Consider the following 26967-nt stretch of genomic DNA (forward strand, 5'->3'; position numbering starts at 1 on the left):
TTACGCGTGTTCCCTAATGATCTGGCCCGTAAATTGCGATAAGTTCGCCTGCGTTGAGACACAATAATTATTCTCAGCGTTTATCTTTACTGGAGATTGATATGCAATTGAAGTTGAAACTGACCGTGGTTGCTGCTATCGCGGCTGTTGCTGGTATGGCCTCTGCTCAAGAGCAAGTGGTCAAGATCGGTCATGTGGCTCCGGTTTCGGGTGCCCAAGCCCACTACGGAAAGGACAACGAAAATGGCGCGCGCATGGCCATTGAAGAGTTGAATGCACAGGGCATCACCATCGGTGGCAAAAAGATCAAGTTCGAGTTGCAAGCCGAAGACGATGCTGCAGATCCCAAGCAGGGCACCGCTGCTGCGCAAAAGCTGTGCGACGCCAAAGTGGCGGGCGTCGTGGGGCACCTCAACTCCGGCACGACCATTCCCGCCTCCAAGGTCTATAACGACTGCGGTATTCCCCATGTCACGGGGGCAGCTACCAACCCCAACCTGACGAAGCCTGGCTACAAGACCACCTTCCGTATCATCGCCAACGACAACGCCCTGGGTGCTGGCCTGGCTTTCTACGCTGCTGACACGCTCAAGCTCAAGACGGTTGCCATCGTCGATGACCGTACGGCCTATGGCCAGGGTGTGGCTAACGTGTTCAAAAGAGTTGCTGCCGAAAAGGGCATGAAGGTGGTGGACGAGCAGTTCACGACCGATAAGGCCACTGACTTTATGGCCATCCTGACGGCTATCAAGTCCAAGAATCCAGATGCTATCTTCTTCGGAGGCATGGATCCTCAAGGCGGCCCGATGCTGCGCCAGATGGAGCAACTGGGCATGGGCAACGTCAAGTACTTTGGCGGTGACGGTATCTGCACTTCCGAAATCGCCAAGCTGGCTGCCGGTGCCAAGACGCTTTCTAACGTGGTGTGTGCTGAAGGTGGTGCATCGCTTGACAAAATGCCAGGCGGCAAGGCATGGAGGGCCAAGTACGATGCCAAGTACCCAGGTCAGTTCCAGGTTTATAGCCCCTATACCTACGACGCTACGCACCTGATTGTGGACGCCATGAAGCGTGCCAATTCGGTGGATCCCAAGGTCTATACCCCCGAGTTGCTGAAATCGCAGTTCAAGGGCGTGACCTCCACGATCGCATTTGAGTCCAATGGCGAAATGAAGAACCCCGCTATCACTCTGTATGTATACAAGGATGGCAAGAAGACGCCTCTGAACTAAATTCAGAGCGACCTTTGGCTGCATTCGTGGATGCAGCCCCCATAAAAAATGGCTTCCTACAGGAAGCCATTTTTTATGGGGGCGTCGCTCAATGCACAGTTGCGGGAGTGGTGCTCCGCGCCAAAGCTCAGCGGCGGACCTGCAATGCGCCCGGGTTCACGATATTCGTGGGCGTGCCCTTGATGTAGTTCACCACGTTGTCAAAGGCGGCGCCAAAGTACAACTCGTAGCTGTCCTGCTCAACATAACCGATGTGGGGCGTGCAGATGCAGTTTTCCAGGCGCAGCAGGGCGTGGCCTTGCAGGATGGGTTCGCTTTCAAACACGTCCACGGCGGCCAGACCGGGGCGTCCACGGTTCAGGGCCGCGATCAGGGGTAATCTCGGTTTTTGAGCAAAACCTGAAATCACCCGCAAAAAATCAAGTGATATCAATCACTTAGCTCGACTCACGCGTTTGCTCGGAACCTTGAAGTTCTCTAGGGTGTGCCCTCGTTCAAGCGCTTCGTTCAGCCACGTTGGCCGTCGCCCGCGCCCCGCCCAGGTGTTGCCATTGCCGTCTTGGTAGACCGCCTGTAACTGTGGCTCCGTACTTCGCGTCTTAGCGTTTTCTTGAGCTGCTAACTTTGGCGCTTGATAGGGCTGATCAAACAGATCGCCGGGCATCAACTCGTATTGAGCAATGACCTTCTTCAAAAGAGGAATGATCTCCTCCGCGTCGTTGGCCTGGCTCATCGCCTCTTCCAGGCGTTTCCTCATTTGACTCAACGTCTTTGGCACCGAACACCTCTCTTGGAGCGATTGGACCGCATCATAGAGGGCTAACCCACTGAGCGGCCTCGTAGCTGGCTGATCACGATCTAGCGGCAACCGAGCTTCAAAAGCGAACTCCTATCAATGCTGTACATCGAAAACCGTTTGGCTTGTGAAGTTGTCTGCCATTTCGATTCGCAGACGAAAGTCAATGCACTCCTTCTTTTTCTTCTTGCTCAGGATATGCAGTTTCACAGGCGAGTAATAGCTTGTGGTCGGAGGGACTTCGTATTGCTTCCCATAGATGGTGACCATGGATGCGGGTTCTTTCTGCTGCAGAACTGAAAACTCTCCGTTGCGCACGACCTCCATCAGTGACTTACCCCCGTCAGTACACGCGACAGTCATCGTCGGTGAACCGGTGATCTGAGAGCGCTGGTAGGAGAGCTTGCCCTCAACGATATCGCTGACTCGCGCCAGGGCCAGATGATCGTCAGTGGAAATGCTCTCGAAAATATCGATCGGCGCACTTTTCCTGAGGTATCTAAGCACATTTCTGGCTCGTCTTGCGTAGTGAGCAAATGCGAGGGTCTCGTTCATCGCCTCTATATGCTTTGGTATATGAAACTTCCCCGCTGCAGCTTGATTTCCATCGACTTCCAAGACGAACGTAACAGACGCGGATGGATCAAGAATTGCGTCAAGCAGGTTGATAAGGACGTCCAAGTAGGGAGGGTTGGCAGCCTCTTTTCCTTGCCACGCTTTTAAGTTGGTAGTCAGAGTCGATACCGAGTGAACATCATTGCGATTCGTTGGGGTGAAAGCTAATTCCACGTCCAGAAGACCGCCACATCCAGCGCCTGCAAATCGGATTTGCTTGCGCCCAGCTGTTAGTTGACCACCAATGGTTTCAAAAATTGCCGGTTCGATCTGGGGCGCAAGTATCTTCAACACGGCTGGACGTGCCATCGGCATGATCGTTATCGATGCTAGGTCGGCATCTTTGTGCAGCACATCGAAGAGTTTTGATCCTTCAAACACGACCCCATCGAGGGGCAGCGTCGCTTCACGGCCCTCGTCAATGGACGCCTGAAGGCCCTTGCGCCAGAGATCAGCCGATTCTTGTGCAATCTTGATGGAAAAAGACACGGTCTCTTTCGCGCCCACGGTAATCGTTGTGTTGCCGCCCGAGTACGCTGTTGAAACAGTGAACCTCGGATCCACCGCTTCCAATTGATCGACCAAGGCTTTGTGCACGTTGCCTATGGCTTCTGGATAAAACCCAGGCGTTCGGGTGCCCATGGCCATGGCCGCCATGCGATAGATATCCTTTTCATCGGGAAGCCGCTTGCCTTGCTCCATCAGAGCCCTTGCCTCAGCCGATGTTTTCCATGCTTTGAGCGTTTCTGCAGGGTACGAGTCGGGATCTCGGTCGATGATCGTCGAGCAGGTCTGGCATAGCCAGATGATGTTGCCAAAGCCGCGCCGGTCCTCTGCAGTCATTGCAGCGAGATAACGCGGCCCCCCAGGCGATGCCGCATGAATATGCGCGCCGACCCCCACATTGGAGAAGTCAACTTCGCCCACTGGCGCGGAGGTGGTGGCGCGGCAATCGGGATTGGAGCAACGACCTGCCGCCCGCTGGTAAGCCTGATTCTTGGTCGGTTTCGTGAAGTCGTCGCGTGCCATTAGATCGTCGCTAGTTTGTATGCAGATACTGTGTGGAGCTTTTTCGCCGACTGACGGCCGACGTGCAAGCAATCAATGGCCGTCCATCGGTTTTTTCTTGCGAGCGGGCCTGGGCGGTGGTTGAAACTGCGCCACCATTGCGCGCAGGGTGTCAGCTTCCGCTTTGTGCTGCGCCACTGCCTGCAGTGCCTGCTGTAGCTCAACGCCTTGCAGTTGGTTCACGCGGGCGCTCTCGGTCAGCGAAGCCCGTGCGCTCTCCAGGTCTGCGGCCAATCGTGTCTGGGCTGCGTTGGCCTCCAGGACCTTGGCATGGTGATCACGCTCCACTTCTGCGAACTTGCCCCGTAGCTGCTCCAGTTGCTTGTCAACCTGCGTTCGAGCGGTGCGCTCCCTATCAATTTCACGAAGCGCGCGGCGCTCGGCCTCGGCCGCACGGGAGGCCGCCTCATCGATGGCCGCACGCCCCTTGTCAAGTTCAGCACTGAAATGCTGCCTGCTCTTCGATTGCTCCTGCTTCAGCTCATCCACCTGCCTGGACAGAGCCTCACCTCTCGCTGTGCTCGCAGCGTGCGCACGCCGTTCTTGCTCAAGCTCTGCAGCAAGGGCCTGAGCTCGGGTCTCCAGTTCGGTGACTATGGTCTGTGCGGTCTGTATCTGGGTCTCCAGGACGGCGCTTCGCTGCAGAGCCTCCTGCAGGCCTGCCTGTGCACTCTGGGCCTCTGCGTGTGCCTCGACGCGCAGGACAGCTAGCTCCTCGCGCGCCAACTCCGTTGCCTGGGTCCACAGCACGCTGACCGCCTGGCCTGCAGCTTGTTTCAACGCGTCCGGAAGGTCCGGGTGGTCAATTTCCACCCGAGCTTTGCCGCGTAGGTCCTCCCAAAATTTGGCCAATGCTTCGGCCGGCGCGCTCATGGAGCCTTTTCGCACGTGCTGATACAGCTTGCTCGCGGTGGGCGTGATGCCGTACCGGAAAAACAGCAACGCGCACACCTCGCGGTACAGCGCTTTCGTATCGCTGAAACGCTCCCGCAGGGCTTCAACTTCGGCTTGGATTTCGGATTCTTCGCTCATTTTTAAATAATACAACGTATAACGTATGAATCAGTGATTTAATTTCCTATCTCTGGACATAATTATTCTAATGTCCATAAAATTTGGCTCATGAGCAGTTTGATCGTCGCACCAGCCGTTTTGGCGCATATTGAGCCTTTGGAGGGCTTGGTGCTACCCCTTCACCTGTCAGGCGAGCGGGGGCGCAATCGGGGGCAGGGTCTACCCCAAGTCGCAGCCAATGACGACCGTACTGCGGTTTTGGCCTGGCTCGCGCGCTACAGGGATTCCCCGGCCACGCTGGCCAGCTACCGCAAGGAGGCGGAAAGGCTGTTGCTCTGGTGCGTGCACCAGCACGGTAAGGCCCTGTCCGATCTGACCCATGAGGACTTCCTCGCATACGAGAGCTTCCTTGGAGACCCACAGCCGGCCGACCGCTGGGTCATGCAAGTCGCCCAGAAGGCACCCAGGTCCTCGCCCAACTGGCGTCCTTTCGCCAAGCCGCTGGACCGGCAGAGCCAGCGCCAAGCACTCTCGATTCTTAACGGCCTGTTCAACTGGCTGGTTCAGGCGGGGTACTTGGCGGGAAATCCCCTTGCCCTTAGGCGTCGCAAGACAGTCGTTGGGGCGACTAAGACGAGCCGCTTCCTGCCGCACGAACATTGGGCCCAAGTGCGTACAACGATTCAGATGCTTCCTACGGCAACACCGCGCTTAGCATCACAGGCGGCTCGCTACCGCTGGCTGTTCTCATTGCTGTACATCGCAGGACTTCGGATTTCAGAGGTTTGCGATCACACCATGGGGGACTTTTACTGGCGAAGGGGCGCCGATGGCAAAGAGCGTTGGTGGCTTGCAGTGCGCGGCAAGGGAGAAAAAGATCGGAGCATTCCTGCCACGGATGAGTTGGTCTTGGAACTGATGAGATACCGCAGCGCGAACGGGTTACCGCCACTTCCGCGCGAGGGGGACCCGCTGCCTCTACTCTTGCCGCTGATTGGAGGAGCTAAACCTATGGGACGTAGTGCCGTCCACGAACTCATCAAGAACGTGTTTCGCGAGACCGCGACGCGCTTGCGCGCCCTCGGACCCGATCACGAGGCGACTGCGGCTCATGTGGAGAAAGCCTCTGCGCACTGGATGCGGCATACAGCAGGCACCCATCAGAGTGACAACATGGATTTGAAGGCTGTGCGCGACAACCTGGGCCATGCCAACATTGCCACTACAAGCATCTACATCCACACGGAAGACGATAAACGGCACGACCAGACCTCTAAAGAGCACAAGCTCGGGTGGATGCACCCGTGAGATTCACTCGCTTACATGAATGCGGATCATTTTTTTCATATGGCGAATGAAAATGTCTCTGTGCGTAGCAGATGGCGCCCATGGTGATTCAATTTTCCACTAAACTGAATCATTAACGATGTTGACCCGTGGAACACCTTTCTGAAGTCCTCAAGATCCTGGATGGCGCCCTGAAGTCCAACCAAAGCATGGCTGCGAACTATGCGGGCCTTCTGGCAGACAAGCTCGAACGCAGTGGCAGCCGTCGCGAAGCGTCCGCCATCCGTGAGCGTTTAGCGCGTGTGCCCGCTGCGCTCATTTCAGCGCAGCGCGGCGCACAAGCCCCTGGGTCGTTGGGCGGACTTCCTGTGGATGGCGACAGTCGCTTGAACACGGTAGATGTCAGTCGTCCTTCCGTCGGCGAAGTCCAGTTGCTGCTGCCAAGTGGACTTCAAGCAAGACTGCAGGAATTCCTTTCGTCGGTTTTGCACCATGACAAGCTGCAGGCGGCCGGGGTTTCGCAGCCCCATCGTTTGGTGATGCATGGCCCTCCTGGTACTGGCAAAACCCAGACAGCCAGGTGGATCGCTGCCCAACTGCATCTGCCCCTTCTGACGGTACGTTGCGATACCTTGATCAGCAGTTTACTGGGGCAGACCAGCCGCAACCTTCGACGCGTATTCGACTACGCGCAGGAGGTTCCTTGCGTCCTTTTCCTTGATGAGTTCGACGCGCTAGCGACCGCACGCGGCAACGAGCGTGATGTGGGTGAGCTTCAGCGCGTGGTGATTGCCCTGTTGCAAAACATTGATGCGCTACCTGACGAGACCATTCTCTTGGCTGCGACCAATCACGATCAGCTCCTCGACTACGCCATCTGGAGACGCTTTACGTTCCGGCTCGCCATGCCGATGCCGGATCAGGAATTGCGAGAGCAGCTATGGGCTCAGTTCCTCGGAGCTTATGTACCTTCCCAGTTGAGCGTTGACCAACTGGCTCAGCGCTCGTCAGGACTTTCAGGCGCCGCCATTGAGCAAGTATGTTTGGATGCCAAGCGGGCGGCTATTCTTGCCGCTAAACCGCAGGTCGAGGAGACAGAGGTGTTTCGCCGGCTTGGATTGATGATGGCGATGATGGAAGGTCAGCGCCTGCATAGTTTGAAATCGGAGATCCAATGGCTGCGCCGTTGGCATCCCAGGTTCTTTTCTCAGAGGGTACTGGCCGCTGCTTACGGGGTGTCGCAGCGACAGATAAGAAATGCAATCGAGGAGGAGGATGGCCATGGCGACCAAGGAGATGAAAGCGCCACTTAGCGCGCAAAGTACCAATCCGTTTCATCGGATTCCCTTTCAAAATGCGGATCTTTCCGCACCAGAAAACGGCGGTGGCAGCCTCCGGGAACTGGTCCCCGTAACAGCAGAGTACCGCGAAGCGCTCGTGGGCACATTGGAAAATGCTGCCAGTGCGCTACGCCCGGAGATTGAGCGCTATCCGCACTCGCCAGGGGTGCTGATTCTCAAGTTGCGAGACACCGCGATCGCAAAATCCCACCGACCAAATACTCTGGCAGCAGAAGCTGGTCTCCAACCTGCCGGTGTCGGACGTATCGAGGAGATGCTGGTTGCTGCAAACGCAGCTAGCGTCCAGGCACTCGCCCGGGTTATCCGTACCCGCGAGACGCAGCAGATCAAGGCCAACCTCTCCGCGATTGAGAAAATTCACGCTTGGGACAAAACGCGCCGCATGGTGGGCACGGTTGCAGCATTGCGCGCTCGTGGTCGAGTGTTGCTGAGCCTATTTCGCTACCATGCAGCGGACGCTACGGCACGCAACGTGGATGCGTTGCGCGCCGTTCTGCTGCAACACAACATACATTCAGTGGAGATCCCTCAGCGTTGGGGCCCTCCTGTCATGCGCGTTGACCTGGCTGCAATCGGTGATCAGGCGATGGAAGCGCTGAGCATGTTTCCGGGTCTGAGATCCATCTTTCCCGAACCGAGAATACATACCAGTGCGGCTGCCTTCGGCATTGGTCCTGGTCCGCTGCCGCAGCCGCCAGCCGGTGTCGAGCATCCTGTCGTGGGCGTCTTCGATACCGGGACTGCCGCCAGCGCGACGAGTCTGAGGCCGTGGATCGCTTCCACGACTTCGTACGTGCTCCCTCCGGACACAGACTATGTACATGGAACGGCTGTCGCGTCACTGGTAGCTGGCGCCAAGATCCTCAACGGGGACCATGCATGGCTTCCAACCACAAGGTGCCAAGTGCACGACACATGCGGATTGGAGGCGGCTGGAGGCAACACGACGGATCTGATAGTTCGCCTTGCGGAAGCGGTTCGCAATGCGCCTCATGTGAAGGTATGGAACCTCTCCCTGGGAGGTGCTCAGATTGGGGACCATGAGTTCAGCTACTTTGCGCAACAATTGGATGCGCTGAGCGATGAACATCAGGTCCTCTTCGTGGTCGCAGCTGGGAACTATACAGGCTTGCCTCGCCGAGGCTGGCCAGTCGCCGACCTGCATCTTGAGGACCGGCTGAGCAGTCCGGGCGACTCCGTGCGCGCCCTCACGGTCGGTGCCGTTGCGCATCTCGATTCGCCCGGTGCGATGGTGGCAGCAGGCCATCCTGCGCCTTACTCCCGTCGGGGCCCGGGGCCTGTATTTACACCCAAACCGGATTTAGTCCACGCTGGAGGTGGTGTGCATGAACAGTGGGACGCTGGACCGAGCAGCTTGCAAATGCTCCACCCTTTTGACGCGCTGTACGGCAGTTTCGGAACAAGCTTCGCCACGCCGATTGTGAGTTCGGTGGCCGGTCACGTGTGGCAAAGCCTCGATGGAAATCCCGACGTAGCAGTCGCTCCTCACATGGTGAAGGCACTGCTGATCCATGCTGCGCGCTTGGCTTCTCCAGACTATGGCGCTCTAGAAAGGCGCTACTATGGGTGCGGTATTCCGCAAGACGCGTTGTCCGCCCTTTATGACAGCGATGACTGCTTCACGATGATGTTTGAAGCGTTGGTGGTGCCTGGCTTCAAATGGCGCAAAACTCCTTATCCCATCCCCGCCTCGTTGATGCACAACGGAAAGCTCAGGGCCGAGGTGATCATCACTGCTGCCTACTCGCCACCGTTGGACCCCAATGCCGGGGCCGAGTACGTACGTGCCAATGTCAACGTGAGTTTTGGTGTGCTGGATGGCTCGCGGATTTCCGGAAAGGTTCCCATGGAGGGTGAAGCGGGGACCACTGGTTACGAAGCCGCTCAAATCGAGCACGGCGGCAAATGGTCTCCGGTCAAACTGCACCGCAAGAAATTCCCGCAAGGGGTGGCAGGTGATCAGTGGGCCATCCAACTAGACGCGTTACTGCGGGCTAACGAGCCACCTTTGGCCGAACCCTTGAATGTCGCCCTTGTCGTAAGCCTACGTTCACTCGACGCCAACCGCCAAGTTCATGCCGACGGGGTGCGTGCTCTGGTTCAATCCAATTGGGTCCGCCAGCATTTGCCTGTCAGAGTTCCCGTTCAGGTGTGACCAGTCGGCTGCGCATTGAGGGCATGGTGTATTCGGGCGGCTTTGTACCGCGATCACTCGCCAGGATCGAGCACTGAACGCGAAGCCCTAAAACGGTACGTCGTCCAGAGTTGGCTGCAGATGCTGCTGCAGGTATTCAAGCTTGACCAGCAGTTCGTCAAAGGTGATCACCTCCACATCCTTACAGGCGTTGCGGAACACCTCAAAGCAACGCAGTTCTTTCTCTTCTACTGGCCGGCGTCCAGCGAGCACTATGCATCTGACGACATCTGCTCGGGAGGAACGCAAGGTCGGATTGTCAAAGGCGTGTTCCTTCCATCGCATGCGCAACTCGCTTTGCTGATGCAACACTTGCGTGATAGCGCCGCTCAGCTCCGAGTCTGGTCCAAATACATTCGGTGGCCTATAGGCTCGGGAACGCATCAAGGGAGCATCTGGAGTTTTGATTTCCACAATGGCGAGCGCCAGGCCTTGCTCTCTGAATAGAAAGTCACCAATCTGTGCTCCCGTTCCCGCAAGCGTAGATCCTTGGGCGTGAAACTGGGTGTGAGACAGCTCGACGGGCCGAGCGAAAGCCAGGCTCAGGACGAACTTGTGTTTCTCAAAGAAGCGTTGCCACTGTGCTTCCTTGAGGCTCTTGTTGAGCATTTCCCGGTACTGCCCAATCATGGCGGTCAGCGTAGCTCTTTCGATTTCCGCGTGCAGTCTCAGTAACTCAGAAGGCGCCTCGGCAGCCAGCACATCGACCTGCGTTTGTACGGATTGAATGCTAGCGCGCCGCTCCGCGCCCCGATGGCCAGGTCAAATTCCCCCACCCTTGGCCACCCCAAATTCCCCCAGGCAGGACGGTCGGATTATGACGACTCGGGCGTGATGGCGATGCGTGCGGCAGCCTCCTTGAGGCGGTAGCTCTTGCCCTCGAACTCCAGCATTGCGCAGCGGTGCATGAGGCGGTCCAGGATGGTGGTGGCCATGGTGGCGTCGCCCAGATATTTGCCCCAGTCCTGCACCACGCGGTTGGATGTGATGACGATGGAGCGGCGCAGCTTGTAGCGCTGGTGCACGATGGCCTGCAGCACCTCGGCTGCGTGCTCGCTGATGCGTCTGGCCAGGAACAGGTCATCGAGGATGATCAGGTCCGGTGAGACCCAGTCCTTGAGCAGCTCGGTGCGCTCTGAGTCGCTGGCCAACGCGTAGCGAGCAAACTCGGTGTCGGCTTCCAGGTAACGCGCGTCGTATCCCTGCAGCGTGGCCTGGTAGGCCACGGCCTTGGCCACATGGCTCTTGCCGGTACCGGGCTTGCCGATGATCAGCGCATTGGCGCCCTCGCCGATGAACTTCAGGGTATGCAACTCGAAGCAGGCGCTGCGCGGCAGCTTCGGGTTGAAACGCCAGTCGAAGTCAGCCAGCGAGGGCCGCTCATCCAGGCCCGAGCGCTTGAAGCGGCGCTCGGTCAGACGCGAGCGCCGGCGGTCCAGTTCGTCTTGCAGCATGGCCCCAAAGGTCTCCAGGAAGGGCTCCTGCGCGGCCTGGGCCTGCATCACGCGGGTGGACAGGGTCTCGGCAATGCCGGACAGACGCAGCTCGCGCAGCGCGCGTTCGATCTCGATCATGTTCATGGCTGAATTCCAGGTGCGTTGTTGGTGTTGTTGGTGGTGGTGTTCGCCGTGGCGGACTCGAGCGTGCTCGTGGCTGTGACGGCCGCAGCGTGCGCGAACAGATCGGCGTACTCATCGGCGTCGCGGATGAGCTCGTGCTGCTGGGTCAGCGTGCGCCCGCCGCCGGCGGGCGCACCGCTGGACTGGGTCTCGATGGCGTTGAGCGCCTGGGCAAAGATGGCCTCGGTCAAAGCCAGCACGCGCTTGTAGCTGTAAATCCCCTGCTCCAGGGCCTGTGCGCAGGCGGTGTCGACGCAGTGCGCTGGGTATCGCCTGGCCAGGCTGACGATGCCCCAGAGCTTGCGCTGGCCCACCCGACCCTCGATGGCAAAGAGCAGCTCACACAGCCGTTTGGCGTGCTCACCGATCTCGCCAGCCTGACGCAGGATCAGACGGGTCTCGCGCGAAGGATTGAATACCCGCTCCTCCATGGGCAGCACCACCGTGCCGGGGCGCTCGGCTTTGGCGTGGGTGCGCAGCAAGGCGCCGGTTTGCAGATCGCGGATCTCGATGCGCTGGGCATAGATGCGCACCAGCATCTTGGAGCCGATGTTCGCCGGGCGAGCGGCGTAGCTGCTGTGATCCACCCGCACGCAGCTGTCGTCGCAGACGGTGCGCACCGCCTCCTCGAAATACTGCATGCCCAGGAGCGGCAGAGGTTTGAGGTGGCTGCGCTCCTCCTCGAACATGGCCTGCACCTGGCGCCGCTCGGTGCCGTGGATGCGCTTGGCTGCCCAGCTCTTCTCCCAGTGCGCCAGGAACTCGTTCTGGGCCTCGATGGACTCAAAGCGCCGGCCCTTCAAGGCCGTGGCCTGGGTGTGGCCAATGGCATGCTCCACCGTGCCCTTGCGGTTGGGGTCTCGCACCCGCGCCGGGTCGGCCACCACGCCATAGTGCGCCAGGGTGGCGGCGTAGACTTTGTTGAGTTCGGGCTCGTACAGGTCGGGCTTGAAGACGCCTTCCTTCAGATTGTCCAGAACCACGTACTGCGGGCAGCCACCGAAGTACCGCAGAGCCTGCTCGTGCAACTCGGCCCAGATTTGCTGGCTGGACTTCCAGACCACGCAGCGGAAACTGGCGCGCGAGTAGCGCAGCGTGGCCACGAACAGGCGGGGCTTGCGGTACCGCTCGCTGCCCGGCACGCGGGTGGGCGCGCCCTCGCCGTAGTCCACCTGCATCTCCTCCCCAGGCAGAAAGGACAGGCGGTCGAACTGCTCGGGCTCCTTGTGGCGCAGCTTTGCACAGAAGCGTTTGACCGAGTTGTACTGACCAGTAAATCCGTGCTGGTCGACCAGGTCCTGGAAGATGGCCATGGCGTTGCGCTTCAGACGCAACTGGGCTTCGATGAACTCGCGCCAGGGTTCGCACAGGGAGGTGGCCACCGGCACAGCAGCCGGTGGCCAGGGTGGGGGAATTTGCTGGGCCGAGCCGGTGGCCACCCCGGGGGAATTTGACTGCAGTTGCTCCAGCCAGCGTTGGTGATAGCTCCTGACCGTCTTGCGGTCGATGCCCGTGATGCGGGCGATCTCGCGTTGCGATGTATTGCGCTCCAGCAGTGTCTCTATGGTGGCGCGTTGGTTGGACTTCAAGACATTCACTCCTTGGCCTTCCCTCGAGGAAGACCGGATCAATGTCCTGCCAACAGGTGCCGACGGCGCCGGCGTTTAACCCCTATCCCCGATCAGTTCAGGTGGGGGAGTTTGAGGTGGCCATAGACGGGGGAATTTGGGTGGCCATCAGGGCTCCGCGCGCTCGCGATACGCGGTCTGAACTGCGTTCTCTCTTCGTACCTGCACCAATGGCGGTGCTTTGCGCTCAATCCGCTGGAACCTGTCAGGGGCGATCTCTGCGAGCACCTGGTCATGTACCAAGCTGTGCTTGGAATGCTGAATGAGTTGCCGTCCCCTAGTTTTAGTCCGGTTGAAGGCCCTGCGCAGGCTATCCACTTTGTTCTGGTCGATGAACACCGTCCGTCCGTCCAAGCGTAGTCGGATCTTTTTGCCGATCACAAGGACGTCAGCCTGCGGTATCAACGATAACGACTGCCAAACCGAATCAAGATCCTTGATGAGGCCAAGCCCTTCACTGGGTTGATCAAAAATGTTGGATGCCAGTCTCAACGCCACGTGCGCCGCCACGTCTTGTGGATCGTTTGGCAACGTGTCATCCGCGTTATCCTCGTAAATCACGGTCTTGAAACGACCATGTTTCGGTGTGAGATAGCGTTTTGTGTGCGGGTTCGCATGTATTGGATACATGACGATGCTGTTTGGAAAGATCGTTGCCAACAAGGGCCATTCAGACTCAGGGCGCTCTTGCCAAAGAAGAATATCTCGGTCGATCAGCTCGAACGTCTTGAGGTACAGCCTCTTAGCCGGCTCACCTTTTTCAGTCGCGTCTTGAACACTGAATTGAGCCTCCATGACTTCGTTACCACTCAGAATCGCAGGACCTCCAGCGTCCTCGCTCGTATCTGTATCCATACCGTGTCCCTCCCGATCATTCCTGAATTGATCCTCATCACAAGTGTTGATGTTAGTGCTCAAAGTCCGGGAGCAAGGCCCGCGTTCCATGTGGGTTTCGGTTCCCATCCACTCGGTGTCGCTATGATCGCGTGCTAGTTTTACCTGCAAGCTCTTTAATACATGCGCCGACTGCTCGCAGTCATTCTGTTGCTCTCCTTCTTCTGTCAGGCCTTTGCAACGGCCCGTCAGTTGGTCTTTTTCGACCACGAGGGAGCTTTCCAGGCTGCGCATGCTGAAATGCATCTGGAAGGATCCGCTCATCACCATGATGAACACGGTGTGGCACACCAAGACGATTCCCAGGAGTCGATCCAGCACATGCTGGCGGACGCAGGCCCTGGGACTGCAGCACTTCTAAACTTCCCCCAGCTGTCGCTTCCTCTCGACCGCTCGCCCGCACCGGCTGTGACCGCCGAATCCGTCAGCCCGTCCCCTTATCTGGACGGTTTACGACGACCTCCCCGACTGATTTCCTGATCCACCCTTAGCGCCGCGCTTTCCACACGAAAGCGGGGTTGTTCATCGGTGCGGTACTACTTTGATCAGGCGCTGATGCGTCAACGATCCTGGTTTGCCGCCTTTGATCGGTCAGGAATCACGTGCGTTTTGTTATTTCCGGGCTTGCGGTGCGTTGTGCCGCAGGCTGTGCTTTGAGCTGCGCCCTCGTTGGCGCTGCGATTGCGCAGTCAAATACCGCCCCATCACTTTCAGCCACGGCATCGCCCGTGGCTCCAACACTGGCACTGGCCGTGGAAGCTGCATGGCAGCGCGCCACGCAGGCAAGAGAAGCCGAAGGCCAGACACACCGGGCTGCTGCCGAACGGGTGGCGATCTCCAGCCTATGGGCGGCCCCCCCAGCACTGGAGCTTTCTTACCGGGACGACCGCTGGCAAACCTCGGCGGGACGCAGGGAGGCCGAGGCCGGCCTGGCTTGGCCGCTGTGGATACCTGGACAGCGCAATGCACGCGGCGCTGTTGTCGATGCCGACGTGGAGCTGTCCCAAGCTGCTGTTCAAGCGGGGCGCCTGCATTTCGCGGGCCTGGTGCGGGAAGCCGCCTGGGGCATTGCCGCGCAAAAGGCCGAGTCCGACTTGGCGGACGCCCAAGTGCGATCTCTGCAGGAGATCTCCGACGACGTACGGCGCCGTTTCAAAGCGGGTGATCTGGCCCACGCGGATGCGCTTGCCGCTCAATCCGAGGCTCTGGCTGCGCAATCTGCACAGTTGGCTGCACGCCAGCGCCTAAGCGCCAGCCAGTCGCAATGGATGACCCTGACGGGCATAGCCCTGGCGCCTGATCTCACGTCTGTCCCGGTTTCTGATGGTGCCGCAGTTTCACCAGGCGGGGCGCACTTCGCCGTTGAAACGCACCCCGATGCGCGTGTCGCTGCACTGACGGTTGAGCGCGCTCGCAAGCGGCTGGACGTGGTGGCCGCGACGCGGAGCGACCCTCCAGAGCTTTTGCTGCGCATCCGGCAAGACACTCCCGGGCGGGGTGAGTCGGCTCAAAACAGCATCGGCGTCGGCGTGCGCATTCCCCTGGGCACAGCGAGCCGCAATCAGCCGCTGCAAGCTGCCGCACTGAGTGAGCTGGATGTAGCGCTGACCACGAAACAGCGAACTGAGGAGCGGCTGGCTGCTGACGCAGCGATGGCGCGGGCTGCGGTGCACACGGCAGAGCAGCAACTGGAAGCGGAGCGCCAGCGCTCGGCACTCCTGCGGGAGCGTGCCACGCTCATTGATCGGTCTTTCAAAGCTGGAGAAACACCGCTACCGGAGTTGTTGCGCGCGCTCGCTGCAGCTACCCAGGCCGACACCAGCTTCGCGCGCCAGCAAGTGGCTGTAGGCCTGGCCCGCGCCCGCCTCCAGCAATCTCTCGGAATCCTTCCATGAATCTCTTGAATCTATTCCCCTCTCGTTCCCGCCTCTCATTGCTGGGAGCAGGCTTCGCCGTGCTGGTGCTTGCCGGTACACCTAGCTATGCCGCGCCAGGCGCGCACGGCCCCAACGGCGAGCACCTGGATGCCCCCGCTCAAGCAGGTGCCAACAGCGGCCCCGTGCCCAGTTTTGAAGCCAGCTCGGAAGCCTTCGAGTTGGTGGGCCGACTGCAGGGCGGAGAGTTGTCCATCCTGATCAACCGCTTTGCCACCAACGAACCTGTGCTCAACGCCACGGTCGAAGTGGAGACGGGCAATCTCAAGGCGCCTGCCAAGTTCCACCCGGACATGGGCGACTACGCGATCGACGATGCAAGCATGCTCAAGGCCCTGGCGGCGCCCGGTGACCATCCCATGGTGGTCACTGTACTGGCGGGCAATGACTCCGACCTTCTGGACAGCACCCTCACGGTCGCGGGCGCCGCGCTTGATGACCATGGCCACTCCCACGACGGCAACGGTGCCCATGGGCCCTCCCGAACAGTCTGGTTAGCTTTGGCCCTGGTCGTCCTGGCGGCGGTCGGTTGGTTCTTTGGTCGCACGCCGAAGGCTGCAGGTAAGTCCTCCAAAGGAGGTGCGCTGTGAACTCATCGATGCAAAAAACCAAGGCAACCAGCATGCTTCATGTTTTCGGCTTGAGTGTCATCACGTACATCTCGGCGATGTTCTCACCTATTGCCGTCGCAGCGCCGGGTGCCCATGGGCCGAACGGTGAGCATCTGGATGCCTCCACGGCGGTCAGCGCATCCGGTTTGATGCGGTTGCCAGACGGCAGTGTCAACGTTCCGATGCTCGCCCAACGGCGCCTGGGTATCCGCACACAGTTGACCCCTGAAACCCAGGCCGCCGCCACCATCGAGTTGTCAGGCCGTGTGGTCGTGGACCCCAATGCGAGTGGTCGTGTCCAGGCGATCCATGGGGGACGGATCGAAGCGGGACCACGCGGGCTACCGGTCGCTGGCCAGACCGTGCGCCAGGGGGAGGTGCTGGCCTATGTGGCTCACCACGCAGAACCCTACGCATTGGCAAACCAGCAAGCCCAATTGGCAGAGTTGCGTAGTAGCCGAGAACTGGCTGCACAGCGTGTGCAGCGGCTGCAGTCCCTCGAAGGCACTGTGCCGCGCAAGGAGATCGAGGCCGCACGTGCTGAGCTGCAGAGCCTCACAGCGCGCGAGAAAAGCATTGGAGCGAGCCTGGCCGCCCGAGAGCCCTTGCTGGCCCCCGTTTCAGGCGTGATTGCCAGAGCCGATGTGACCAAAGGCCAGGTGGTCGAGGCCCGCGAAGTCTTGTTCGAGGTGATTGACCCTGCACGCGTGCTGGTGGAGGCCACCACGGCAGATTCTGGCTTGCCAGCACGCACGGGTACAGCCCACTTGCAGGGCGTGCCTGGCGTCAATTTGCAGCTGATCGGCGCTGCGCGCAGCCTGCGCGATGGCGTGCTGCCAATGACCTTCAGGGCGGTCCCGGAGCAATCGGGCAAGGCTTTGCCGCTGGCGGTCGGACAGCCCGTCACCGTCGTGGCCTCGCTGACCGAGCAGGTCAAGGGCTTCGTCCTGCCTGCGCAGGCCGTTGTGCGCAACAGTGCCAACGAGCCGGTGGTCTGGATCAAGTCCGGTGCAGAGCGCTACATTCCCCAGCCGGTGCAGTACCGCTCCCTGGACGCCGCCACGGTGGTCGTCACGCAGGGCCTGGGGGCTGACAACCGCGTGGTGGTGCAAGGTGCGCCGCTGATCGCACAGATCCGCTGAACGGAGCCCACGCAATGTTCAATTGGATCGTAAGGAACAGCCTTCACAACCGTCTGTTCGTCCTGGCGGTCGCGGCGCTGCTGATGGTCTACGGGGCTATCACCGCATGGCGCACGCCAGTCGATGTGTTTCCCGACCTCAACAAACCCCTGGTCACCGTCTTGACGGAAGCAGGAGGTATGGCGCCCGAAGAAGTCGAGCAGCTGGTGACCTTCCCTCTGGAGACCGCGCTCAACGGCATGCCGGGGGTCACGCGGGTTCGCTCTACATCTGGGGTTGGCCTGTCCATTCTCTATGCCGAGTTCGATTGGGGGACGGACATCTACCGCAACCGCCAGCTCGTGGCGGAGCGCCTGGCACTGGTGCGGGAGCAACTCCCCGGGGGCATCACGCCCGTCATGGGGCCAGTGTCTTCCATCATGGGCGAAGTCATGCTCATCGCGCTGCCGTTGGCAGCAGGCGATGGTAAGGCCGCCGCAGCGACACCCATGCAGGCCCGTGAGTACGCGGACTTCGTGCTGCGCCCAAGACTGCTGTCGATTCCAGGGGTTTCACAGGTCATCCCCATCGGCGGCGAAGTGCGCCAGTTGCGGGTGGAGCCGGACACGGCACGCATGGCACAGTTCGGGGTGACATTGACGCAGATCGAGCAGGCCCTTCGAGGCTTTGCGGGGAATGCGGGAGGTGGCTTCATCGACCTCAACAGCCGTGAATTCCTCATCCGCCACATCGGCCGTACCAGCCGTGTCGAGGACCTGCAGGGCGTGGCGGTGGCCTGGAAGGATGGCCGAGCCATCTTGCTGGAACAGGTGGCCAATGTCCGGTTCGCTGCCGCCATGAAGCGCGGTGACGCCGGATACACCGGCGTGCCTGCCGTCATCGTCAGTGTGCAAAAGCAGCCTGCGGCCGATACCGTCAAGCTCACACACGCCATCGAAGCGGCATTAGGGGATCTCAAACAGGGGCTGCCCGTGGGCTTGGCTGCTCCGAAGGTGTTGTTTCGTCAGGCGGACTTCATCGAGGCGTCCATCGGCAACGTGACCGAGGCTTTGCGGGACGGCGCCATCATGGTGGCCATCGTGTTGTTCGCCTTCCTGTTGTCCGCGCGAACCACTTTGATCTCGCTCGTGGCGATTCCCCTGTCGCTGGCCGTGACGGCCATGGTCTTCCGGCTGCTGGACCAGTCCATCAACGTCATGACTCTGGGTGGCCTGGCCATTGCCATTGGCGAGCTGGTGGACGATGCGGTGGTCGATGTGGAGAACATCCTGCGCAGGCTGAAGCAAAACCGTGCCCAGGGCAATCCACTGTCCATGCTGGAGGTCGTGCGCCGGGCGAGCGTGGAAGTCCGCTCGGGCATCGTCTACGCCACCGCCATCGTGGTGCTGGTGTTTGTGCCGCTGTTTGCGCTGCCGGGCATCGAGGGTCGCCTGTTCACGCCCCTGGGCATCGCCTACATCGTGTCGGTGCTGGCATCGATGCTGGTCTCAATGACGGTTACGCCCGTGCTGTGCCTTTACCTGTTGCCGGGGATGAAACGGTTGGACCATGGTGACAGCACCCTGGTCGCCTGGCTCAAGCGGCGGGATGCGCAAGTGCTCAGCTGGTCGTTTTCTCGCGCCAAGTCGCTGATGGCTGTCGCCGCACTGGCGGTGGCGGCAGCGGCGGCCAGTGTCCCGTTTTTCCCGCGCGCCTTTCTTCCGGCGTTCAATGAGGGCTCGCTGGTGCTTGGCATGGTGTTCAACCCAGGCACTGCGCTGGCGGAAGCCAATCGCATGGGCGCGTTGGCGGAGACGCTGATCGCAGAGGTCCCCGAGGTCACCCAGGTGGGGCGCCGGACGGGACGCGCCGAGCTGGATGAGCATGCAGAAGGCGTGCATTCGGCCGAGATCGATGTGGACCTGAAGCGGTCCGCCCGGGACCGCGAGGCCGTGATGGCAGACATCCGTGCCCGTTTGGCCGTCCTTCCAGCCCAGGTGGCCATTGGCCAGCCTATCTCCCACCGCCTGGATCACCTCTTGTCAGGGGTGCGGGCGCAGATAGCGCTCAAGATCTTCGGCGATGACACGGACACCCTACGGGGCCTGGCCGAGCAGATGCGCCAGGGACTCTCGGGCGTTCCAGGGCTGGTGGATCTGACCGTGGAAAAGCAGGTGCTGATCCCCCAGATCACGGTACGGCTGGACCACCGCAAGGCCGCGCAGGTTGGGCTGTCTCCTGGCGAGGCGGTGCGGGTCCTACAGGCTCTTACAGATGGTGCCCATGGTGCGCAAATCGTTGACGGCCTGCGCCGGTATGAACTGGTGCTGCGCCTGCCCGATGACAAACGCAGTCCTCAGGATCTGGCACGCACGCTGATCGACACGCCTGCGGGACAGATACCGGTGTCCGCCATCGCCACGGTCCAGGAAACCGATGGACCCAACCAGATTGGCCGAGAGAACGGTCGTCGCCGCATCGTCGTTTATGCCAACACGGACGGCTCCGACATGGGCCGCGTCATCGGTGACATTCGGGCAGTGATGGCCAAGACGCCATTGCCGCCTGGGACCTTCCTGAGCTTGGAAGGCCAGTTCCAGGCTCAAGAGCAGGCGATGCAATTGATCGTCGGTCTGTCGTTTGTGTCCTTAGCGATGATCTTTCTCGTTTTATATGGACGCTACAAGTCGGCCGTGCTGGCCGGGATCATCATGGCCAATATTCCGCTTGCGCTGATCGGCAGCGTGGCTGCGATGTGGCTGGCGGGGGTGAGCCTGTCGGTGGCCTCCATGGTGGGTTTCATCACGCTGGCGGGTATCGCCACGCGCAATGGGATTTTGAAGGTCAGCCACTACATCAACCTGTGCAAGTTCGAGGGAGAGGCCTTCGGCCAACCCATGATCGTGCGCGGCTCGCTGGAACGGTTGACCCCGGTGCTCATGACGGCGCTGGTGGCTGCCTTTGCGCTGACCCCGCTACTGTTGGCGGCCGACGCACCTGGTAAAGAAATCCTGCATCCGGTGGCGGTCGTGATTTTTGGTGGACTCGTCAGTTCGACCTTGCTGGACACGTTGCTGACGCCCGTGATGTTCTGGCTTTTTGGTGAAGGTGCCACCCGGCGCTTGATTGAAGGCGGCGGCGCTCAAACCCAAAGCGAGCCGATGGACCAAGAAGCCTATTGATCCCTCACTGAGACTGTATTACTTCCATCTTTTTGAAAGAGGCCTCGGAGCGCTGCCTTTTGAAGCGCTCTATTGAAACAAACTCAACGAAAGGCAACCCAAATGATCATGAAAACGAACTTCTCCCAACTGATGGCAGCCACCACCATCGTGATGGCATCCTTGGCAAGTGCGCCCGCTGCCATGGCCCATGGTGCCGCCGCCCCTGTGCATGGCGGAGTCGTGCAAACCGCTGCCGATTTGTCGTTTGAGTTAGTCGCGACACCCGATGGCGCGAATATCTACATCCAAGACCACGGCAAAGATGCGGATGTTTCACGGTTCGAGGGCAAGCTGACAGTGCTCAACGGTGCGGATAAGTCCGAAGCGCTCCTGAAACCTGCAGGTGCGAACAAGTTAGAGGCCAAGGGAGTCACCCTGTCCAAAGGGTCGAAGGCTGTCGCGGTGCTCACGACCGGCAGCAAGAAGAGCATCACGGTGCGGTTCACGGTGAAGTAAGGCAGCAATGGCGCTCCAATCCCTGCATCTGCCAGCTTTGCGAGGCGGCCTGCTGGCCTTGCTGGCGGCGGCCTTGTTCGGCATCAGTACCCCCATCGTCCAGCGGCTGGGTGCAGGGCTCGGAGCGTTTACTACGGCAGCGCTTCTGTACGCGGGTGCCGCTGCGGTAGGCGTCTTGTCTCTGCGGACTGCCGCCCAAGAAGCAAGATTGCAGAGTTCGGATACCTGGCGTCTCATCGCCATGGCCGGATTCGGAGCAGCCCTCGGCCCGGTTGCCCTGTCGTGGGGGTTGCAACACACGAGCGGTGCCAGCGCGTCGCTCATGCTCACTCTGGAGGCTCTGTTCACTGCAACGCTTGCTTGGTGGCTATACGGTGAAACCATGGACCGCCGAGTGTGGGCGGCCATGCTACTTTTGCTGGCAGGAGGCATGGCATTGGTCATGGATCAGGGACTGCAAGGTGGTGCACAGTTGCTCGGTCTGCTAGCCGTGCTGCTCGCAACCGTGGCCTGGGGCGTGGACAACACCCTGTCCCGAGGCTTAGCTGAACGTGATCCAAGCCAGGTGGTGATGGCCAAGGCGTCGCTGGGGTCTGCTGCAACAGCGTGTCTTGCAGTGGTATCGGGGGAGCCTGTGCCCTCCGTGACGGCAGCTCTAGGGCTCTTTGCCGTGGGGGCCACGGGGTATGGCCTAAGTCTTCGCTTCTACCTTCTAGCGCAGCGGGCTTTTGGCGCGGCACGGACAGGCTCCGTGTTCGCCTTTGCTCCGTTCATTGGTGCAGCTGTGGCGTTCGGCTTTGGCGAACGGTCTGCCGGGTGGTTGATGCTGGTCGGTGGTTTTCTGATGCTTGCAGGTGTACTGCTGCATTTGGCCGAGAGCCACGGGCATGAACATGTACATGAATCGATGGCGCATGAGCATGCCCACCGTCATGACGATGGACACCATTCGCACTCCCATGACGTGATGCCTACGGGAAGCCACAGCCACATGCACTTCCACGAACCGGTCACCCATTCTCATCCTCATGCGCCAGATGTTCACCATCAGCACAGGCATTAAACCCATCGCGTCTTCAAAATGCATTAGGGAAATTTGAAAGATGAATAAAACGACACCTTGGCTTGCTGCTTCGCTTGCCTTACTGATGATTTCAGGCTGTAGCACTCCGGTCTACGAAAACCGATACGCCATGTCGGAAGGCTGGAGAGTCGGTAAGGTCACCAAACTGGTTTCTGCGGACGAATACTTGAAGGAGAATGGCTCTCGCTGCGAAGGCATGGAAATTAGTCCAAATGACCGCTTCGCCTTCATCCAACAACAAGTGACCCGAGCGCGCGGGCACTTCGCCAGAATCGACACGGGCACTGGCGTAGCGGTGGGCGACGAGGTTTACTTCAACGCGTGGAAGTGTGACCAACCTCCAATAGTGCCGAAGGTCCAGCGTGGGGCCAAGGCGGTGCAAAAGCCTTAGAGACTGACGAGGAGCTTCAGCGAGCCGGGCTCTTCCTGACCGTGCCTGCGTACACCACACTGCCCGCATCGCGGTACTGCAGTTCCACCCCCACGCGGACCACGTCAAAGCAGACAGGCGAGACCTTGCTGACCTCGGGCAGCAGCAGGCACAGTTGGTTGTTCTGCGCGCTCCAGCGTCCGCTGCGTATGCGGCCGTTCTCCAAACGCTCCAGGCGCCCATCCAAAAAGTAGTCATGACCCCAATGGCGCCCGTCGGAGACCTGGTGCCCGCCCAGCGTGGCGTGGATCTGAGCGGTGGTCAGTTTGGTTTCCGGGGGCGCCGCGCAGGCCAACGGAGCAAGCGTCATGCACAGTAAATGCGCGCACAACGCACTGGTGAAGCGGTAAAGCGACCGCCCAGCACCCGCCGTCATGCCGCCACACTCGGGGGCCAATTGTGGGTTTCGGCCTGGCAGGACCTACACCACGCATACAGTGCGTCGTACATCACCATGCCATGCCCGAGCATCTTGTGGTCGTCGCTGAAGGTCTTGGACAGGCCGAGAGACAGCGCATAGAGGCCCGCAGACTGCGGCGCCAGGTCCAGTCTGGAAGTGTCCGCACCCCGCACAATCACAGCCAGTTGCAGCAAGGCGGGATCGGTGAGTTCGTACTTCTTGAGGAAGGCATCGAAGCTGCACAGCTCACCGTCGTGAGTCAATTCGACGCCGGGCACGTCGTAGGGGATTGCTCCCGTGTCCTGGGCCACCTGAAGCACCGAGGCCGAAGGCACATAGAGGAATTCCGGCTCTTTGTCGATGAACCGAGCAATCAGCCAGGGGCAGGCAATGCGGTCGATCTTGGGCCGCTCGCGGGTGACCCATTTCATGCGGCACCTCCTTGCGTTTCCAGAGGCAGGCCAGCGGCTTGCCAGGCCTCGATGCCACCCACGAGGTAGTGCGCATCCATGCCGCGTGCCCGCAGTGCCAGGACCGTAGAGCGGCCAATGTCCTTGCCGCGCAAGCAATAAAGCAGCACCGGCTTCGTTGGGTCCAACTCCTGGCTCCATTCCAACACGCGCGACGGGTCGCGCCATGATGCTCCTGCAATGACCTGCGGGCTCTCCAGATAGTCCTCCTCACGTCGCACGTCAAGCGCACCTGCCGCACCGGCCAGCGCTGCGCCTGTGTCGATGCCAAATGCCAACGCATCCGCCTCGACGGCCGCCCCGTAGCGCTTGTAGACCTTGTCCCACTGGATGTTGGCCATGAAGGCATCCACATAGGCGCCCGCCTTGGCTCCAAAGTCCAGGTGGTACGCATGCTCGTACATGTCCAGCGCCAGCACGGGCGTGGCGCCCGCCAGAAGATGCGTGTGGTCGGCAGCCCAATGGTTGATGAGGCGGCTTTCGCGGGAAGACCAGGACAGCAGCGCCCATCCCGATCCGCCGCCCATGGCGTTGGCCAGCCCCATGAACTGGCTGCGCCAGGCATCGACGGAGCCAAAATCTCGTGTGAGCGCGACGGACAAACCGCAGGATGAAAGCACGCCGTCGCCGCCCAGGTTGTCGAAATACAGCTCGTGCAAGACGGCCGAGTTGGCGGCGATCAACTCCTCGCGCTTGAGACCGTTGATGGTGAAGGTGACTGCGGCACTCCAGTCCAGCGCTGCGAGTTCGCTCCGTATGGCGTTCAGGCGCTTGACCGCACCCGAGTAGTTGTTTTCGTGGTGGCTGGTGATCAGTCGGTTTGACAAGCCAGAGAGCTGATCCGGGTTCATAGTCAGGGGGCAGATTTGATAGTTCATGAGGGTCTCCTACAGATGCTTGGGATCAGGCGGTTGCAATAAACGGGTGAGCGACAAAGCCAATCAATGCGGCGGCCAAAACCACGACAGGCTCGGGCAGCTTCTTGAATCGCCACAGCACAGCGGCGGTAGCAAGGAACAACGCGGCAGTGGGCAGGTCAACGATGGAGCGCTGCCCCAGCACCACCACGGCTCCAGCGATAGCGCCCACAGCAGCCGCAGTCACGCCATCCACGAACGCGACCACGCCGGGGTGTTTCCCGTGCTTCTTGAAGTACGGTGCTGGGATCACGGTGAGCAGGTAGCAGGGCAGAAAGGTCGCAGCCGCAGCAACAACCGCGCCCCAAAATCCACTGGTCAGGAACCCGATAAACCCGGTGGTGATGACAACTGGTCCCGGGGTGATCATGGCCACGGCCACCGCGTCCACGAACTGGCGGTCCGTCAGCCATGCGTACTCCTTGACCACGCCGCCGTAAAGGAACGGCACGATGGCCAGGCCGCTGCCGAAGACGAAGGCGCCCGCATAGGTGAAGTACGCGGCAATCTGCCCCAGCTTGTGCCAATCGAGGTTCTCCAAGCTGAGTGCCCCGGCGATAGGGGCCACCCATGCCAAGCTGTGAAGCTGGCCGCCGGTGCGCTTCAAGGGACCACGCACGGCCCATACCAACAGACCCGCGCCCAGGAAAACCCAGATCACCTCGGACTGCGTGATGATGGTCACACCAGCGCTGACCAGGTAGATGGCCCACAGCAGTTTGTCCTTGCCAACGCTCTTTGTCGTGAGCTTGTAGGCGCTCAAGGCAATGATGCCGATGACGGAGGCGCCCACGCCGTAGAAGACCGCCTGCATCCACGAGATGCCGCCGTAGGCTTTGTAGGCAAACCCCAGGGCAACCACCATCAAAAAAGATGGAAGCACAAACGCCAGGCCAACCAGCGTTGCGCCCCACAAGCGGAAGTGGACGTACCCGAGGTAAATGGCCAACTGGGCTGCCAGTGGGCCCGGCATGAGTTGAGCCAGGGCCATCCCTTCCTTGTAGTCGGCATCCGAAATCCAGCCGTGTTGCTCCACCAGATCTCGGTACATGTAGCCGACCAGCGCCACCGGGCCGCCAAAGCCGAGCGTGCCCAAGCGCAGCATGTAGCGCACCAGTTGCCACAGTGTGTAGCCAGGGGCGGTTTCCGCGCTGGCATCGGGCGCAGCCGTTACGTTGAGATCGTTCATGCTTATTCCTTAATTTGAGAGGTGCTACGGCTTGCGGTTGGTAGAGAAATGGGCATGGAGCGAGTCCAGTACCCCACCCACATCGGTCAACAGTGCGTCGTCGTCCGGCCAGCGCTTGCGCGCACCGGTCAGTACGGCCTCGAAGCCGCTGGCCTCGGGCGTGGTCGTGCCACCCACGTCCAATGCATGCACCATGGATCCCAGACGCAAAAGACCACGGTCACCATCCAGGCCAAAGCTCGCCAGCAGTACCTCAAACGTCACTCGGTCGCCAACGTGCGAAAACATAGCTCCGTCGAAATCGAAACCCAGCGCATCGGAGGGGCAGTCGGCGGCGGAGTCCAGCCACAAAAAGCGCGCAGCGTGGTCAATAAAGCGTTGGATGAGCCAGGCGCTCGCCACGCGATCTACCCAGAGATGGCGACGAGTCGCCCAGAGTCGTCCCTGGTACTGCATCCGATTACGCCGGGCGATACGGCCGGCAGCGGCCTGGGGTTCACCGGGTGACTGCCTCGCTTCGACGGCATTGGTGAAGTCCCGCCATTGGGCCTCGGCACAGATGGAAGCCTCACCGGGAAAAAAGTCGATCTTGCGGATGGCTTCGTAGGTGCGCGCGCGCCGACGCTGCAGACGCTGAAGCTCGGCGGCAGGCAGCGCGGGAATAAGCTGGCGCGCTTGCGCCAACTCGTCCAGCCAGGGAGCGTAGTCGGCCGTTCGATCAAACAGCGCTTGGTAGGTGGCTTGCTCGGCCATGTCTTGGGCATGCACGCGCAGTAGCCAGGCTTGCCCGCCTTCCTGCTGGGCCTCATCGGCCAGCGTTTGCAACTGCGCAGCATGTTCCGCCTGTGCTGGCAGCAGGTAGGTGCCGTCGCGCAAGGCAGCGCAGCCTAGTGCCTTTACGGCACGCCAAATCCGCATGCGCGCCGTGGCGGCGGCAGATGGGAGGCTGACGACAAAGGCCAGCCAAGAGTCAGAGGTGAGAGACATGGCGGCAGCTTAGTGCGCCTTCACGAGTGCTGCAATAATGTAATGATCTCTACAAGTTCATGAACTTCTTGATGTCTGTTGCATAGAAGTACAGGCAGCTCGCGTCGTTGGACGCACGGTCTGTTGAGTGGCCGCTTCTCGACGCACGCATTCAGAGGGTGTACGAGCGGGAGGCCGGGTGCCATACCTGGCTTTGGGCCAACGATGTACCTCATCGCCGATAGGTGGCGGTGGATGATCGATCGTGGCTATATCGGTCGTTCTGCAAGTCGTTGTTTTTGGCCGATGGGCGAACGGGACTCACGCAAGCCACCGGTTCACAACTGACAGCTCGTCTCTAAACCACACTTTGAAAAGACTCCCAGGAGGGCAGACCACCTGACATCAGAAAACACCAATCCAGGGTTAACCCTAG

General features: G+C 60.3%; 23 protein-coding genes and 1 pseudogene. 11 read left to right on the top strand and 13 right to left on the bottom strand.

Annotation, left to right across the window (positions count from 1 at the left end; translation table 11 throughout):
* Nucleotides 1-101 precede the first annotated feature (101 nt).
* Nucleotides 102-1232 carry a branched-chain amino acid ABC transporter substrate-binding protein gene (locus CCX87_RS08935; protein WP_087745620.1) on the top strand — a complete coding sequence of 377 codons (1131 nt, stop codon included), beginning with the start codon at nt 102-104 and terminating at the stop codon, nt 1230-1232.
* Between the two features lie 127 nt (nt 1233-1359).
* Here CCX87_RS08935 and CCX87_RS08940 read toward each other — a convergent pair.
* The 4 genes and pseudogenes from CCX87_RS08940 to CCX87_RS08955 form a co-directional block, all read right to left on the bottom strand.
* Nucleotides 1360-1605: pseudogene (locus CCX87_RS08940) on the bottom strand (NAD(P)-dependent oxidoreductase); the annotation flags it as partial.
* A gap of 60 nt (nt 1606-1665) precedes the next feature.
* A complete protein-coding gene (locus CCX87_RS08945; RefSeq protein ID WP_157667116.1) occupies nt 1666-1965 on the bottom strand; it encodes an H-NS histone family protein in 300 nt (99 codons plus the stop codon).
* Nucleotides 1966-2124: 159 nt separating this feature from the next.
* Nucleotides 2125-3672, bottom strand: coding sequence for a hypothetical protein (locus CCX87_RS08950; RefSeq protein ID WP_139235484.1), 1548 nt, complete (start codon nt 3670-3672; stop codon nt 2125-2127).
* Between the two features lie 72 nt (nt 3673-3744).
* A complete protein-coding gene (locus CCX87_RS08955; protein WP_054257480.1) occupies nt 3745-4743 on the bottom strand; it encodes a DNA-binding protein in 999 nt (332 codons plus the stop codon).
* Between the two features lie 90 nt (nt 4744-4833).
* On the opposite strand from CCX87_RS08955, the gene CCX87_RS08960 reads away from it, so the two are divergent.
* From CCX87_RS08960 to iteS, 3 genes are all read left to right on the top strand, one after another.
* Nucleotides 4834-6033 carry a tyrosine-type recombinase/integrase gene (locus CCX87_RS08960; RefSeq protein WP_054257479.1) on the top strand — a complete coding sequence of 400 codons (1200 nt, stop codon included), beginning with the start codon at nt 4834-4836 and terminating at the stop codon, nt 6031-6033.
* Between the two features lie 128 nt (nt 6034-6161).
* Nucleotides 6162-7325: an anti-phage ATPase IteA gene (iteA, locus tag CCX87_RS08965; RefSeq protein WP_054257478.1), complete on the top strand. Its 1164-nt coding sequence runs from the start codon at nt 6162-6164 to the stop codon at nt 7323-7325.
* Nucleotides 7294-9549 carry a S8 family anti-phage peptidase IteS gene (gene iteS / locus CCX87_RS08970; RefSeq protein ID WP_054257489.1) on the top strand — a complete coding sequence of 752 codons (2256 nt, stop codon included), beginning with the start codon at nt 7294-7296 and terminating at the stop codon, nt 9547-9549. The genes iteA and iteS overlap by 32 nt, the downstream gene beginning before the upstream one ends.
* An 87-nt stretch (nt 9550-9636) precedes the next feature.
* Here the strand turns inward: iteS and CCX87_RS08975 are convergent, their stop codons facing one another.
* The 4 genes from CCX87_RS08975 to CCX87_RS08990 all read right to left on the bottom strand — a co-directional run bounded on the left by CCX87_RS08975 (nt 9637) and on the right by CCX87_RS08990 (nt 14008).
* Entirely contained in the window at nt 9637-10290 is a 654-nt protein-coding gene (locus CCX87_RS08975) for a Shedu immune nuclease family protein (protein ID WP_087745625.1), read from the bottom strand.
* A 113-nt stretch (nt 10291-10403) separates the two neighbouring features.
* On the bottom strand, nt 10404-11168 hold the full coding sequence (gene istB / locus CCX87_RS08980) for an IS21-like element helper ATPase IstB (RefSeq protein ID WP_060983853.1): 765 nt from the start codon (nt 11166-11168) through the stop codon (nt 10404-10406).
* Nucleotides 11165-12805, bottom strand: coding sequence for an IS21 family transposase (istA, locus tag CCX87_RS08985; RefSeq protein ID WP_087743140.1), 1641 nt, complete (start codon nt 12803-12805; stop codon nt 11165-11167). The genes istB and istA overlap by 4 nt, the downstream gene beginning before the upstream one ends.
* 138 nt (nt 12806-12943) lie before the next feature.
* The gene (locus tag CCX87_RS08990; RefSeq protein ID WP_157667117.1) at nt 12944-14008 is read right to left on the bottom strand and encodes a hypothetical protein; all 1065 of its coding nucleotides are present in this window, start codon (nt 14006-14008) and stop codon (nt 12944-12946) included.
* Nucleotides 14009-14457: 449 nt separating this feature from the next.
* Between CCX87_RS08990 and CCX87_RS09000 the strand changes: the two genes are divergently transcribed.
* From CCX87_RS09000 to CCX87_RS09030, 7 genes are all read left to right on the top strand, one after another.
* Nucleotides 14458-15624, top strand: a complete 1167-nt coding sequence (locus CCX87_RS09000) for a TolC family protein (protein ID WP_232476513.1) — start codon at nt 14458-14460, stop codon at nt 15622-15624.
* Nucleotides 15621-16253 (top strand): hypothetical protein, encoded by a 633-nt coding sequence (locus CCX87_RS09005; RefSeq protein ID WP_232476514.1) that lies wholly within the window; start codon nt 15621-15623, stop codon nt 16251-16253. The genes CCX87_RS09000 and CCX87_RS09005 overlap by 4 nt, the downstream gene beginning before the upstream one ends.
* Nucleotides 16254-16285: 32 nt before the next feature.
* Nucleotides 16286-17416, top strand: coding sequence for an efflux RND transporter periplasmic adaptor subunit (locus CCX87_RS09010; protein WP_055401685.1), 1131 nt, complete (start codon nt 16286-16288; stop codon nt 17414-17416).
* Between the two features lie 14 nt (nt 17417-17430).
* Nucleotides 17431-20577 (top strand): efflux RND transporter permease subunit, encoded by a 3147-nt coding sequence (locus CCX87_RS09015; RefSeq protein ID WP_087745632.1) that lies wholly within the window; start codon nt 17431-17433, stop codon nt 20575-20577.
* Between the two features lie 102 nt (nt 20578-20679).
* Complete coding sequence (locus CCX87_RS09020; RefSeq protein WP_054257472.1) at nt 20680-21075, top strand: hypothetical protein; 396 nt, start codon at nt 20680-20682, stop codon at nt 21073-21075.
* 7 nt (nt 21076-21082) lie between these two features.
* The gene (locus tag CCX87_RS09025; protein ID WP_087745634.1) at nt 21083-22138 is read left to right on the top strand and encodes a DMT family transporter; all 1056 of its coding nucleotides are present in this window, start codon (nt 21083-21085) and stop codon (nt 22136-22138) included.
* 40 nt (nt 22139-22178) lie between these two features.
* Nucleotides 22179-22550: a hypothetical protein gene (locus tag CCX87_RS09030; protein ID WP_087745637.1), complete on the top strand. Its 372-nt coding sequence runs from the start codon at nt 22179-22181 to the stop codon at nt 22548-22550.
* A gap of 16 nt (nt 22551-22566) precedes the next feature.
* Here the strand turns inward: CCX87_RS09030 and CCX87_RS09035 are convergent, their stop codons facing one another.
* The 5 genes from CCX87_RS09035 to CCX87_RS09055 form a co-directional block, all read right to left on the bottom strand.
* Entirely contained in the window at nt 22567-22899 is a 333-nt protein-coding gene (locus CCX87_RS09035) for a hypothetical protein (protein ID WP_087745638.1), read from the bottom strand.
* 62 nt (nt 22900-22961) lie between these two features.
* Nucleotides 22962-23420 carry a chromate resistance protein ChrB domain-containing protein gene (locus CCX87_RS09040; RefSeq protein WP_087745640.1) on the bottom strand — a complete coding sequence of 153 codons (459 nt, stop codon included), beginning with the start codon at nt 23418-23420 and terminating at the stop codon, nt 22962-22964.
* On the bottom strand, nt 23417-24337 hold the full coding sequence (locus CCX87_RS09045; protein ID WP_087745642.1) for a Fe-Mn family superoxide dismutase: 921 nt from the start codon (nt 24335-24337) through the stop codon (nt 23417-23419). The genes CCX87_RS09040 and CCX87_RS09045 overlap by 4 nt, the downstream gene beginning before the upstream one ends.
* A 25-nt stretch (nt 24338-24362) precedes the next feature.
* A complete protein-coding gene (locus CCX87_RS09050; RefSeq protein WP_087745643.1) occupies nt 24363-25565 on the bottom strand; it encodes a chromate transporter in 1203 nt (400 codons plus the stop codon).
* Between the two features lie 24 nt (nt 25566-25589).
* Complete coding sequence (locus tag CCX87_RS09055) at nt 25590-26552, bottom strand: chromate resistance protein ChrB domain-containing protein (protein WP_087745646.1); 963 nt, start codon at nt 26550-26552, stop codon at nt 25590-25592.
* Nucleotides 26553-26967: the final 415 nt, after the last annotated feature.

The sequence above is a fragment of the Acidovorax sp. T1 genome (assembly GCF_002176815.1).
In the GTDB taxonomy this organism is placed as follows: domain Bacteria; phylum Pseudomonadota; class Gammaproteobacteria; order Burkholderiales; family Burkholderiaceae_C; genus Acidovorax.

What these genes read in the sequence shown, in the direction of transcription:
- CCX87_RS08935 (WP_087745620.1), top strand. Translation starts at nt 102, where the DNA reads ATGCAATTGAAGTTGAAACTGACCGTGGTTGCTGCTATCGCGGCTGTT.
- CCX87_RS08945 (WP_157667116.1), bottom strand. Translation starts at nt 1,965, where the DNA reads ATGAGCCAGGCCAACGACGCGGAGGAGATCATTCCTCTTTTGAAGAAG.
- CCX87_RS08950 (WP_139235484.1), bottom strand. Translation starts at nt 3,672, where the DNA reads ATGGCACGCGACGACTTCACGAAACCGACCAAGAATCAGGCTTACCAG.
- CCX87_RS08955 (WP_054257480.1), bottom strand. Translation starts at nt 4,743, where the DNA reads ATGAGCGAAGAATCCGAAATCCAAGCCGAAGTTGAAGCCCTGCGGGAG.
- CCX87_RS08960 (WP_054257479.1), top strand. Translation starts at nt 4,834, where the DNA reads ATGAGCAGTTTGATCGTCGCACCAGCCGTTTTGGCGCATATTGAGCCT.
- iteS (WP_054257489.1), top strand. Translation starts at nt 7,294, where the DNA reads ATGGCGACCAAGGAGATGAAAGCGCCACTTAGCGCGCAAAGTACCAAT.
- istB (WP_060983853.1), bottom strand. Translation starts at nt 11,168, where the DNA reads ATGAACATGATCGAGATCGAACGCGCGCTGCGCGAGCTGCGTCTGTCC.
- CCX87_RS09005 (WP_232476514.1), top strand. Translation starts at nt 15,621, where the DNA reads ATGAATCTCTTGAATCTATTCCCCTCTCGTTCCCGCCTCTCATTGCTG.
- CCX87_RS09010 (WP_055401685.1), top strand. Translation starts at nt 16,286, where the DNA reads ATGCTTCATGTTTTCGGCTTGAGTGTCATCACGTACATCTCGGCGATG.
- CCX87_RS09015 (WP_087745632.1), top strand. Translation starts at nt 17,431, where the DNA reads ATGTTCAATTGGATCGTAAGGAACAGCCTTCACAACCGTCTGTTCGTC.
- CCX87_RS09020 (WP_054257472.1), top strand. Translation starts at nt 20,680, where the DNA reads ATGATCATGAAAACGAACTTCTCCCAACTGATGGCAGCCACCACCATC.
- CCX87_RS09025 (WP_087745634.1), top strand. Translation starts at nt 21,083, where the DNA reads ATGGCGCTCCAATCCCTGCATCTGCCAGCTTTGCGAGGCGGCCTGCTG.
- CCX87_RS09030 (WP_087745637.1), top strand. Translation starts at nt 22,179, where the DNA reads ATGAATAAAACGACACCTTGGCTTGCTGCTTCGCTTGCCTTACTGATG.
- CCX87_RS09035 (WP_087745638.1), bottom strand. Translation starts at nt 22,899, where the DNA reads ATGACGCTTGCTCCGTTGGCCTGCGCGGCGCCCCCGGAAACCAAACTG.
- CCX87_RS09040 (WP_087745640.1), bottom strand. Translation starts at nt 23,420, where the DNA reads ATGAAATGGGTCACCCGCGAGCGGCCCAAGATCGACCGCATTGCCTGC.
- CCX87_RS09045 (WP_087745642.1), bottom strand. Translation starts at nt 24,337, where the DNA reads ATGAACTATCAAATCTGCCCCCTGACTATGAACCCGGATCAGCTCTCT.
- CCX87_RS09050 (WP_087745643.1), bottom strand. Translation starts at nt 25,565, where the DNA reads ATGAACGATCTCAACGTAACGGCTGCGCCCGATGCCAGCGCGGAAACC.
- CCX87_RS09055 (WP_087745646.1), bottom strand. Translation starts at nt 26,552, where the DNA reads ATGTCTCTCACCTCTGACTCTTGGCTGGCCTTTGTCGTCAGCCTCCCA.